Here is a 12497-nt window from a genome sequence, read left to right on the forward strand (position 1 = left end):
GCGGTTCAACTAAATTTTAACGCATGTCGTTCAAGGTAATAATCCAAACACGAAACCAGTCCACGTTTTTTAAGGACTGGTTTTGATATCGCACGTTTAAGTACCGATTTCTGAGCTACTAATTGATAGTGGTCGCCCCAGCCAGATACCTTATCTGCTATCCATTTAGGAACCCCTAACTTAAGCAATCCCCATAGTCGTCTAGATTTCTTCTTCCATTGCTTCCAGATAATCACTCGTAGGCGAGTACGTAAGCGCTCATCTATGCTGGTGACTATACTTTTCATATTTCCCAATGAGAAATAGTTTATCCATCCTCGAATGGACAAATTCAGTTGCTCAATACGTCTTGTTAAGTCTATACTCCATTTCCTCTGTGTTAGTTTCTTCAATTTAAGCTTAAATCTCCGAACACTATCTTGATGGGGGTGGCTTTTCCAACCAGATGATGATTTCCAGAACCCAAAGCCTAAGTATTTCAACTCGCTTGGTCTGGTAATCTTAGTCTTGGTCATGTTTACTTTCAAACCTAGCCGTTTCTCAATAAAACGACTGACTGAATATATCACACGCTTAGCGGCTGCCTCGCTTCCGACCGTAATTACACAATCATCTGCGTAGCGCACAAATCGAAGTCCCCTCTTTTCTAATTCCTTGTCCAATTCATTAAGCATGACATTGGATAAGAGAGGAGATAAATTTCCTCCCTGTGGTGTACCAACTAGCGTTTTATGACGCTGACCGTTAATGATAACACCTGAATGAAGATACTTACGAATCAAGGATTCCGTATCTCCGTCTTCGATAATATTATGTACTAAGGACATCAATCTATCTTGAGGAACCGTATCGAAAAATTTCTCTAGGTCTATATCCACTATCCACTCATAGCCGTCATTTAAGTACTCTAAGAGCTTCATGATAGATTTTTCACATGACCTATTTGGTCTGAAGCCATAACTCGTATCTGAGAAATGGGGGGTCACAAATGGGGCTAATGACTTGGACAATGACCTGTTGAATCATTCTATCCATAACTGTTGGAATTCCTAGTTGACGGATGCCTTCGTTTGGTTTGGGAATCTCAACTCTAAGAACTGGTTGAGGCTTATATTTTCTCTGTTTTATCAGTTCCTTAGTCAGGCGCCAGTTGTGTCTGAGATAGTCATCCATCTCTTCGATAGTAATTCTATCAATCCCAGCTGAACCCTTATTGGATTTTACTTGATTGTGGGCTTCCAGCATATTTTCGCGTGATAAAATCTTATCTAGCAATTTTGACATGTGCGTATTCCTTTCTTGTTTTGATGCCTGAGGGACATCTTATATTGGTGAACCTTCACCCAGTCAATACGTGACAGAGTCCAGTTCTATAAAACTGCTCGTTTTACAGACACAAGTGAAGTAGGATTACTTCGATTAGTTGGTCACCCCTTCGCTCCACTTCCATTACAGAAGCTTCCTCACTACTATGGGCTCGGCTGACTTCTCATAATTCGTTGTTACTACGCTTTCAGCGCTCATGAGACCTCACGGGATAAGTCGTACATCTTTCCTCGTTTATACAAGATACGAGGACGTTAAAAGGTTACAGTGAAAATAGGAAATCTGACGCAGAGTCTTTAGACTCTAGGAAGATTTATCTTTTTCACACAAACCTTAGTCCGAATTCAATTACTCTCGTGATTTACGCATATAGATTACGACTACCTTTTTGTACTTTAGAGTTTTAAGCCCCCTTATCCACTATATACGCCTTACTATCACGTTCCTGTTCGTAGAGCCACGATGTCGCTATCCCTTCCTCTGACGATTCTTATTTCTAGCGTCAGACTTAAAACGTTCTATCCCCAGACCGTTTTAATCCGCTACCTCACGATAGTCAGGCTTGGGAATCGCTATTGGGTTCACCAGTAGCGAGTGCCCACGGAGGACTTACACCTCAGATGCACGACATGCCCGTCGTACTTAAAAAAGAAAGGACAAAATGTGTCCTTTCTCGATCTTAGCTTTTCTTAAATCCACTACAGTTTACAAAGAGTTGACATATGTACATAATCTAACTGATAATTTCAACTTCCTTATAACTACACAAGCGATGAAATACTTCGCTTAAACTACTTCGATATTGATTATAGACTACTTTTCGTCTATATAAGATGTGATACTTACAGCGCCACTTTGTGTACGATAAACTATGAGACTTTTGTACCATATTTTTTCACTTTTCGATTTACAGAAACAACTTTATTGTATCCCATTTGAAGTTTTTAGGCTATAACCTTCGACGCGCACCTAACGGAGCGAGAAGGATCAATAGTCACATAATTAAAACAAAGTACCCTTAGCTTTCTAAAAGAATAGTATAACTCCCTGACTTAGATTTTACATTAATAAAGTGGATGCGGATAATTTGGCAGCCATATTTAAAGGACATACAAGAAAACTAAATAATATTAAATTTCTTATTATTATGTTCCTCATGTATATCACACTTTCCTTCACCATCTCTACAGACTACAATTTGCAATATTTTCTGCTGATGTATAAAAAATTGGTCTTAGTAAACTAGAACTCCTTTTTGTGTCCAAGCTTGTATAAGAATATCAATGTCCTAATCTCCTCAATAGACACTCACAAGATTTGTTCTCTCATAAAACAGAATTACTTCTCCACCTTGCGAAAAGCTTTTATACTATGACTATACCACTCCTGCATTTTTTTTGAAGGAAAAGTCATGTAATCGCCATACATCTGGGTTAAAAAGACATCATAATTTTTAGGAATTGGTAACATTCTTCCCTCAAACTCTGTTAAGATTAACTCTTTGAAAGTATTTATTTGGAAAACACCCTTCATTCCCTCTTTATCAACTCCAACCATTCCCTCATATTTCGGCTGTTCTACAACACTATTCTTAACTAACTTATCTATTTTCTTATAGAAGTATCTCGGATTGACAAATCTGAGAGCGTACCAGCTACATAATCTAAGAAAATCTTTTAGTTTGCTGTCACCGTGAACTGCGCGTGATTTTTTGATATAAGCCAGTTGACGAAGAGCCACATACTTATAGCTCTTGTCGACAATGCTCAAATCTGTAAAGCGATCAATTGGGAAGACATCGATAAAGAGACTGGTGTCATGGCGCTTGTACTTAACATGGTCTTCGATAACAGTAGAAGTGTCCAAAATCGATGCGAAATTATGGAAGTACCAAGAAGAGGTATCGTAGGAAAGAACCTTGTAGCGAGGGTGATTTTCTTCCTCAATAATCTTCAATAAGCGCTCATAATCTTCACGATAAAGGGAAATATCAATATCATCGTCCCAGGGAATCATACCTTCGTGGCGGATAGCTCCAAGCATAGTTCCATAACTTAGAAAATAAGGAATATCATGTTTCTTACAAGTCTCATCAATATAGTCTAGCAGGGCTAGTTGAATTTCTTTAATTTCTTCTTTTTCTAAATATTGCATCCTAATCCTCCAATTTATAAGCGTGAAATTCATGACTGTAGAAGCGTTTTTCTTCTGGTGGTAGGGTCATATAATCTCCATAAAATTGTGTCAAAATAGTATCAAATTTTTCAGGTGCTGGAAGGCTTAAATTCTCAAATGGGAGATCGATTGTTTTATCAAAGGTACCACTTGGGAAGACTTCCTTTTCCTTAGATTTAGAAGGGATAAAAGCCATATACTGCCCATTATCACGACTATATTTTTGAATTTCTTTCTCGATTTTATTTGCAAAATAACGAGGAGAAACAGGTCGAAGGAGCAACCAAAAGGCTGTTCGTATCCAATCTTTTAAAAGGCTATCTTTATAGACAATATTTTTATGTTTGCTGAAAGACAGAAGTTTGAAGCTTTCCAGCTTATAACAAATATCAATGACCTTAGGATCATCAAAGCGATCCATAGGGAAAATATCGATAAAAACACCAGACTCATAGGTTTTTGTATTCCGAGTATCAATAATTTTAGTTGTACTATCTGTTATTTTGATAAAGTTGTTAAAGTAGTTCTTATCTGTTTCTAAGGATAAAAGTTTGTATTTACTTTTTTCCTTTTGAAAAATGTTTATAAATCGTTGGTAGTCTTCTCGAGGCATGGACAGATCAATATCGTCGTCCCAAGGAATAAAGCCCTGATGTCGAACTGCCCCAATCAGAGTACCGTAGTTAATAATATAGTTGATATTGTGCTTTTTACAGAGAGTATCAATATAATCCAAAATTTCTAATTCAATCTGTTTGGCATCTTCAATGGTTAGTTGTTTCATTCTAAACTCCTATGATCTTTTGAATTTATTTTTTAAGGCTAGGACATGGTTTAAAAATTCATAGAAAATGCTATCTTTGGTGAAGACAAGTAGACCAATATAAGAGATGGCTGATAGCAAGACAATCAAACCAGTATTAATCAAAAATGGCAAATTAATGACCATATCCACAGGATACAAGAAATTAATCAGGAAATAAATTCCTACAAAGGAAAGTGAAAAGAGCGAGTATCGAACAGTATAGCTAAAGATATGTCCTAAGTGGATGAGCTGTTTTCTATGGATGAAAATGATATAGAAAACAAGCAGAGAGGCCTCTGATAGCATAGTTGTCAGTAAGTAGTATTCAGGAGCCACGATATGGTTGAAAAAGAGGAGACTATTTAAGCCCAAATTGAGCAATCCTGCAAAGACTGTGTAGACTGTGATTCGTTTTTCATAGCCATTTGTAAAGAGAATTTGGGAACCAAGAATGGTATCAAGTGCCAGGATGATCGTACGAAAAGCGAAGAGAGAGGTTAAGATACCGCCTCCGATATATTTTTCACTACCATAAAGTAGGATAGCATTTGGTCCTAAAACCATGAGTCCGAAACTGAGTGGAATGATAAAGAAGTTAAAGATTCGACTTCCTCTGTTAACCAGAGAAACATAGGCTTCTTTGTCTCCTTTACCCAAATAGTAACTGAGACGAGGCACACTCACTCCGATAGCTCCTGTTACAACCCCAGCTATAACGGTCACAATTCGTTGAGCCATGGTATAGTAACTAACGTTGACATCAATCCCTGTTTTAACGAGGAAGAGACGATCCAAAAAAGTGAAGAGCATATTGGCATTTGCAAAGACTAACATGGCTGTTAGAGGGAGAAAGAGCGGTTTAAAATCACTTATGTGAATCTTAACAAGCTTAATGTCTCTTTTAATCCAAAAATAACTAATCAGATAGTTAATCAGTGTCGATAAACTCATCACAAGTGTATAGACAACAATATCGTGTTCATTTTTGACAAACAGGAAAATAGAGACCAGCATCAGGATACGGATGAAGGCAGTCTTGTAAAAGAGAAAACTGTAATTTTCCAGAGCTTCATTGACCCACTCGATTGAAAAAATCTGGGCAATGAGCTGAATCCCCATAACAAGGTAGACTTTTTTGACGATTGGATTATCAGTAAAGAAGAGAGGATAAGCTAGGATATAGACAGCAGTAGTCAAAATTGTACAAGCTATGCACAAATAAAAAAGACTAGAGAAGGTTCTATTCAGATCTTTTTTGTTATCCTTGACATTACTGATGGCCCGTAAACCGTAGTTATAGACCCCATAAGTCGCAAAGGGCAAGAAAAATGACAAAATAGTGTCAACTGAGTTGAAGTAACCATAGTCAGTTCGGTCCAAGAGACGCGCGACGTAGGTACCAGTTAAGATGGGAAAAATAATATTCAAGACACGAATTCCCATGTAAGATAGAGCATTTAATTTTATACTTTTCATTCAATTTACCTCGTTTTTCATTATATCATAAAGTTAGTTAAAATAACTCTTTTGTTTTCAACAACTAGTCTTTAATTATTTTAAAAAATTTTTAGGAACTCAAATCCTCAAAAACTTAAGATTAAAAACTAATTTTTTGAGGATTTCAAATAAAATTTATTGAACTTTAACCAAGGACAAATATATCGTTTAAAAAGCAAAAACTCCAATTGGGATTGAAAATACAAAAATTATTAAGTCTTAATTATTTAGTTACAGTACGATAATTATAATAAGATTGAAAGTTTATGATTTATATCTTTCATAGAAGTCTTTTCAATTAACTTTTAAGTAATCTTTGAATTGAGAATCTAACGGATTTGTTGATATTCTTTACTAGAGGACTCTCCGTGACTACCATCTTCTAACAAGACAACAAAATAGACTCCATAATATTATAGGGAGGGTACCCACTACAAATATTATAGAGCCTCAAAATCGACTCTTCGCCAACTTTAAAGACACAATGTATCAGGATGCTTATAATTTAAAGGTTGCTACACCGAGGATAGAACGATTTAAGTTTCGAAGAATTTGAAGACTTTGTTCAAATTTCTTATAACGAGTCACTCCGTATTCTTCAACAAGAAGGACTGTATCTCTTTCTAAAAGAGATGGTACATCTTGTAAATCTACAAAATGCATTCCTTTCAAAGTCTCTTGATTTTGTTTTAATTTATCTAGAATAGCTTTATTTGAGCTAACAATAGTCAATTCTTGTCCAGCATTTTTGTATGATAGAATATCTGCTAGATTAGCAATTGTTGTAATCTCTGTTACAAAATCAATTTGATACTGAGAAAAATCACCTGCTCTATTGATTGTTGGATTAAAGAGATAAATCAATACATTTCCCATCACAACCAAAATCACACAAACTACTCCAATAACAGCTAAACGAAGAATCAGATTCTTGACGTTTAATCCAAGCGCTGTCTCACCGTTTGCGTTCAATTCTTTAGAGTTGATGGTTTCCAATTTTTCAATTTTCACGTTTGCATAGGTATTTTTAAACTTATCAACCAATGCATCAATCTTTTTCTCTAACAAATCATTGGCGTCTTTACTTGGTGTCAAAATTTTCACACCAACCCCTGCATCGTCAATCATATAGTAGACAGTCAATTTTTTCCACCAATAGTCACTTGTAGAATTTTTCAAAGTTGTCTCTGTAGTATCCAATTCACTAGCAATTTTTTTCAACTCACTCGGCTCTACATCATTGAAAAGATAAGCTCCATTCAAATTCCCATCAATCAATTTTCCGTAGAAATCACTATAACCACCAATTTGATGATTCAAAATCGTTTTAGCTGAATCTTCCGGAGGTGTGATTTTATAGCTGATATACGTTGAATAACTTGTTGTGTCCTTGACAGTGTTTTTATTCTTAACTGCTTTAATTGTAAATGGTACAGCAATGAGAGCAAATAAAGCGATGAGAGCTAGAATATTTGCTTTTCGTTTTTTGTAAAGATTTGCAAATAAATCAGCTACTGAATAATGTTCAAACATGATTTTTTTCTCCTTTGTTTAGTAGATACTGGTTCTCTTTTGTAAGCATTTTTGCTACGAATATTATCACAAGAACAATTCCCCAGAATTGCATTGTAAATAAATTGAAGAAACTTTCTGAAAAGCTACTTCTTGGCATAAAGAATAGATTATTCAATATGAGTAGGGACAAGGCAAATAGGATTGTTCTTGATCGGTAGGCTACTTGCAACATGGCTATAAATAGCATACCTAGCAAGAGACTAAGTAGAAAGACTCCTATCATACCATAGTCGGTATACAACTCCATAATATAGCTACTTCCGATACCATGTCCTTTCAAGTATTCCTTGTTCAAGACAAGATAGGATAGATTATGGGCATAACTATTACTATCAATAGCTAGTTCCACACTATTGGTTGTATGTTCAAAGGCTTTTCCTCCGAAAATAGCCCCCAAACTTCCCCTTGCAAAATAATCAATAACAGGACCAAAAGTAAAATTGCGTAAATCTCGGTAAGGGAGGCTACTGTTAAATAGAAAACCTCTAGCCAAAACACCAAAACTAGTCCCTTGTTTATAGATAAAATCAAGTAGGATATCCCAAAATCCTGTATGGGAAACTTGGACATTATCCCGTACATAATTGAGCACTCCCATCGCCAACATGAGAATAGGAGAACCTACAAAAATCGCTAACTTTTCTTTAAATCCAATCCATTTTCCCTGTTCAGTTTGCTCCCGCATAAAGTAATAAACAAAAGCAAATAGAATACTTAAAATAAAGGGATTTCGTGTCCCGATTGCCAAATGAATGGTATTAGCTGCAATAAAGGAGACAAGCACTGCTGTAGCCTGCAATTTCTTAGGCTTGGTTGCCAGATACATACACATTGCATAGACCGTAAAGGTAGACAAAATATAGGTAAAATAAGGCAGTTTACTTTCAAAGTTTGCATAGTAGGCATAGTAGGAAGTCTGCAAGCGATACAGGAGCCGTTCAAATAACCGAATGAAATAGAAAGGATAGGTTAGAAGAAAAACTCCTAGCGATACAAAGCGCAACCGCTTGATATAAACCTCTTTTAGAGAACTTCCTATCTTGGGTACTTTAATTTGCTTCCTAGCTATAAAATAACGAGCCAGGATGCCTCCTGTCGTCAAGCCCAGAATCGAAACCATGACAACTATAAAGGCAAAACGATAGGCTATGGGATGATAGGTATCCAAAGCACCATCTCTAAAATAATCAATGGTTGGCCTTGATACCAAAAAGACAAAAATGGTTAAAAAGAAAATAAAATGAATGATATAATACTTGATATCGTTCCAACAAGCAATTAAGCTACTAACCAGTAAGAACAATAAAGTAGAAAGCAAGCTAACATTGTTATTATTAAACAGGTACACAATTCCACTTACTAGCGTCAAGGCGTAGCTGACTATGGTCAAACCAAATAACAATCGTTTCCCATCAATCACTTGCTCACCCCCGTTCTAATGTAATTTTTTAGATTTTTCAATATTTTTTAGTAATAAGAATCGGTATAAGGAAATATTTATGAATAGAGCCAAAGCACTAATTCTTCTCCCCTTACGGAAAATTGGATTCCTAGCAATAGTAAAGGCATGGCCTTTTAAAAAATGATGAATCTGAGAATAGGCTTCAAATTGTTTATACTGATCATCTAGTAACATCTTATCTAGAATAAAGAAATGGGCATAGGCCAATCTGAAAAAAGCAACCTCTTTCAAGTCAGGATAGTTTTTCACAACTTCATTGTAAAACCTTTGGTAGATATCAATATAGGCTAAATCCTTCTCTGCATAGGGTTTAGTCGTAATACTATCCCCTCTATGGAAATAGTAATAATAGGGTTTAGTATTAACCACATACTTCTTAGTCAACTTGATTAAATCAAAATGATAATAGGCATCTTCGTATATTAATCCCTTAGGAAAGGATAGGGCAGTTGCAATTTCTTTCTTGATTAGCTTATTGCAAATCGTTCCAGGAATTTTTTCACCTATGAGGTATTCCCTTAGAAATATTTGGGAATCACAGACAAAATAGTCATCCTGATTAGCTGACTGCGGGCTCTCATCATTAGCATAGACATTCATGACACCACAGCTCGAAACATCCGCATCTTCTTGAATTAATTGCTCATATAAACTCTGAATCATTTCTGGATGGATATAATCATCCGAGTCAATAAAAATCAGATAATCTCCGTGAGCCTGCTTCATTCCATCATTTCGTGCTTGCGACAAGCCTTCGTTCTTTTTATGAAGTACTGACACCCTATCATCTTGTTCAGCGATTGCATCACACAAGCGACCACTTTCATCTGTTGCACCATCATCAACAAGAATAATTTCCAGATTTTGATAGGTCTGCTTCTGAATGGAAGCTATCGATTTTTCTAGGTACTGCGCCACATTATAAACTGGCACAATGACACTAATTAATGCAGTTCCCATGCTACTCCTCTAATAGTTTTTCTACTTGTTCGATTTGTTTGGCAATTGTGAATTGTTGAATGAATTGGCTAGCCTCATCGACATCAAAGTTTGAGGCAGAAGTCATGTAGTTCGTAATTGCCTGAGCTGCCTCTTGATTGCTCTCAATGATTTGTCCAAATCGTCCTTCTTGTGATAGTTCCTCAGCCCCTCCAACATCCGTAGAGACAAAAGGGATTCCAAGGCTCAAGGATTCCACATAAACACCAGGAAAACCTTCTTGTTTAGACATAGACAAGAGAACTTTCATCTGAGACAAATATTGATAAGGATTTTTTTGATAACCAAGGAAATGTACATGGTCCTCAAGCTCATACTCTTTGACTCGCTGTTTCAGTTCCTCTTCCATATCACCAGCACCTATAAAGTAAAGGTGATAGTTTTTCCCCTCTTGGTGTAATAATCGTATCACTTCCACCACACGGTCAGAACCCTTATTTTCCTCAATCCGTCCGATAGCACAGATACTTTGAGGCGCAATCTCGATATCAATCTTCTCTTGAGATTTTTCTAAAATAGTCTTAAAATCATATCCATTGTAGACCGTCTGTAATTTAGAAGCATAATCTGGATAGACTTCCTTGATAGAATGACTGGTCTTTTTTGAAATTCCTACAATGATATCCGCATCATCCAACTGGCGTCTATGTGATTCCCTTTTGGAGCTATCCTTAAGAAATTCTTCGATACTTCCATGAATCCAAGAGATTTTCTTGACTTCTTTTCTTTTAGAAAACAACAGTGGTGGATTCATAATGGTAAAAGAAACTTCAACATCATAGTCATCTTTTACAAGCAAGCGACGAGTCAGCCTTGGAAAATAAATTCTCATTCTCCACAAAAAAGCTCGTAACCATCTAGCTTGGCGATAATCTTGAAGAGATTTTAAAATGCCTACATGCTTGGGAACAGATTCGTATCCCTTGTCAAAGTGCTCCATTTCAAGAATATCAATATCATACTTTTCTGGATCCAGATTTGAAACAATGCTAGACAGAATCTTTTCTGCACCGCCTCCGAGAGAAAAAGACCACATAAAAAATAAGATTTTTTTCTTAGCCACCATATTCTCCCTTGTATTCTGTATAAGACTTATCCATATCAGCGATGACAGCATCATGATGCGGCATCTGCTTGTCTGCTGGCGGAGGAGTCATATAATCGTCAAAAGCAGTGCTGAGATAGGCATCGTAGCCAACTGGAATAGGCATCTCTGTTCCTTCAAATGGTAAGAAAAGATTGTCTTCAAAAGATGCTATTGGATACTTGTTTCTCATGTAGCCAGGACCTGAGCATAATTCCGTAATTCCATCGCTCTCAGCTAGACTGTACTTGGTCATTTCTTTTTCAGCTTTTTTCCAAATGCGATAACGGAGAGATTTTGGAGTTAACCCCAGTAAAATACGGCTTCCCCACTTCATAAGTGCGCCATGCTTTTCTGGAATAGTTTGAGCACAAAAAAGAGAATAAATCAGTGCCCAACGAACCTGTTTTTTCCGCTCAGCTGGATTTTTAGGATAATAATCTAAAGGCAAAACATCCAAAGCCAAACCATGTGGCAAATCCAAATCTTGCTGGTAAGGTTTAATGCAGGTAGTTTCCTTGTCACGAATGGTAATAAAAAGATTACGGTCGACAAAATCCTTGTGACTCTTTGACAAGAAATAACGCTCATCTGCATAGCGAGGCCATAATTCTGCCAATTTTTCATAGTCCTTACGGGGCATAAAAAAGTCTAGGTCGTCATCCCAAGGAATAAAGCCCTTGTTTCGAAGGGCACCAATAGCACCCCCTCCACAGAGATAACAAAGTAAATCATGCTCCTTGCAAAAGGCAACAAAATATTCAGCCATCTCCAGACTACGAGCCTGAATTGCTTTTAAATCAGTCATATTGTTCATTTTTCTTTCTATCGTATCGTTTCATTATACCACAAATAAGGGATGAAAATCTATTGCAGACTGTAAAAAATCAAAACCTGACTGCTAGATAAATAGCGGTAACTTCTCAAAGTAACTTCCACTTGCCTGACCAAAGTGGAAATTAGTCTAAAACGGATTTTTATGGTGGAATTAAGTGTGAGACGTTTGAGTTAGAAATGAGGCTCACTATGACAAAACATAAACACCTTACCCTTTCAGACCGTAATGATATCCAATTAGGCTTAGAGCGCAGTGAAACCTTCAAAGCTATTGGACAATCCATTCTAAAAGACCCGACTACTGTTTCTAAAGAAGTCAAACGAAACAGACAAATCCGAGAGTCTACATGCCATAACCTTCCTTGCCCTCTACTCGACAAAGCTCCCTTTGTCTGTAACGGCTGCCCTAAAAGAAGACAAAATTGTGGCTATAAGAAGATTTTCTACCTCGCTAAGCAAGCTCAAAAACAGTACGAACAAACTCTTATCGAAGCTCGTGAAGGAACTCCTCTCAATTCCAAGACCTTCTGGGACATGGACAAAGTCATTTCTGATGGTGTTAAAAAGGGCCAACACATCTATCATATCCTCAAAACTCACAACCTTGATGTCAGCTCCTCAACCGTCTATCGACACATCCGAAAAGGATACCTATCTATCGCTCCTATTGACCTAGCCAGAGCCGTTAAATTCAAAGAAAGACGGAAAAGTAAGCTACCTTCCATCCCTAAAGAAGC

General features: G+C 36.8%; 9 protein-coding genes and 2 pseudogenes. 1 reads left to right on the plus strand and 10 read right to left on the minus strand.

Annotated elements, in window-relative coordinates:
* Nucleotides 1-5: 5 nt before the first annotated feature.
* The 10 genes and pseudogenes from ltrA to K4Z77_RS02465 all read right to left on the minus strand — a co-directional run bounded on the left by ltrA (nt 6) and on the right by K4Z77_RS02465 (nt 11740).
* Nucleotides 6-1284, minus strand: a pseudogene (gene ltrA / locus K4Z77_RS02420) (group II intron reverse transcriptase/maturase).
* 781 nt (nt 1285-2065) lie between these two features.
* A pseudogene (locus tag K4Z77_RS02425) lies at nt 2066-2215 on the minus strand (IS200/IS605 family transposase); the annotation flags it as partial.
* Between the two features lie 449 nt (nt 2216-2664).
* A complete protein-coding gene (locus K4Z77_RS02430; protein ID WP_224218318.1) occupies nt 2665-3480 on the minus strand; it encodes a LicD family protein in 816 nt (271 codons plus the stop codon).
* 1 nt (nt 3481) lies between these two features.
* Nucleotides 3482-4285 carry a LicD family protein gene (locus tag K4Z77_RS02435; protein ID WP_224218319.1) on the minus strand — a complete coding sequence of 268 codons (804 nt, stop codon included), beginning with the start codon at nt 4283-4285 and terminating at the stop codon, nt 3482-3484.
* A gap of 9 nt (nt 4286-4294) precedes the next feature.
* On the minus strand, nt 4295-5782 hold the full coding sequence (gene tacF, locus K4Z77_RS02440; RefSeq protein WP_224218320.1) for a type IV teichoic acid flippase TacF: 1488 nt from the start codon (nt 5780-5782) through the stop codon (nt 4295-4297).
* 519 nt (nt 5783-6301) lie between these two features.
* Nucleotides 6302-7336, minus strand: a complete 1035-nt coding sequence (tarQ, locus tag K4Z77_RS02445) for a teichoic acid biosynthesis protein TarQ (protein ID WP_224218321.1) — start codon at nt 7334-7336, stop codon at nt 6302-6304.
* Complete coding sequence (locus K4Z77_RS02450) at nt 7329-8798, minus strand: O-antigen polysaccharide polymerase Wzy family protein (RefSeq protein WP_224218322.1); 1470 nt, start codon at nt 8796-8798, stop codon at nt 7329-7331. The genes tarQ and K4Z77_RS02450 overlap by 8 nt, the downstream gene beginning before the upstream one ends.
* A gap of 15 nt (nt 8799-8813) precedes the next feature.
* Nucleotides 8814-9800, minus strand: coding sequence for a glycosyltransferase family 2 protein (locus K4Z77_RS02455; protein ID WP_224218323.1), 987 nt, complete (start codon nt 9798-9800; stop codon nt 8814-8816).
* Between the two features lies 1 nt (nt 9801).
* Nucleotides 9802-10905, minus strand: a complete 1104-nt coding sequence (locus tag K4Z77_RS02460; protein ID WP_224218324.1) for a glycosyltransferase — start codon at nt 10903-10905, stop codon at nt 9802-9804.
* Nucleotides 10895-11740: a LicD family protein gene (locus K4Z77_RS02465; protein ID WP_205380490.1), complete on the minus strand. Its 846-nt coding sequence runs from the start codon at nt 11738-11740 to the stop codon at nt 10895-10897. Before K4Z77_RS02465 ends, K4Z77_RS02460 begins: the two co-directional genes overlap by 11 nt.
* 209 nt (nt 11741-11949) lie before the next feature.
* Between K4Z77_RS02465 and K4Z77_RS02470 the strand changes: the two genes are divergently transcribed.
* A partial coding sequence (locus K4Z77_RS02470) for a helix-turn-helix domain-containing protein (protein WP_224218325.1) occupies nt 11950-12497 on the plus strand: 548 nt, incomplete at its 3' end.

The organism is Streptococcus mitis subsp. hohhotensis, from assembly GCF_020089495.2.
GTDB classification, from domain to species: domain Bacteria; phylum Bacillota; class Bacilli; order Lactobacillales; family Streptococcaceae; genus Streptococcus; species Streptococcus hohhotensis.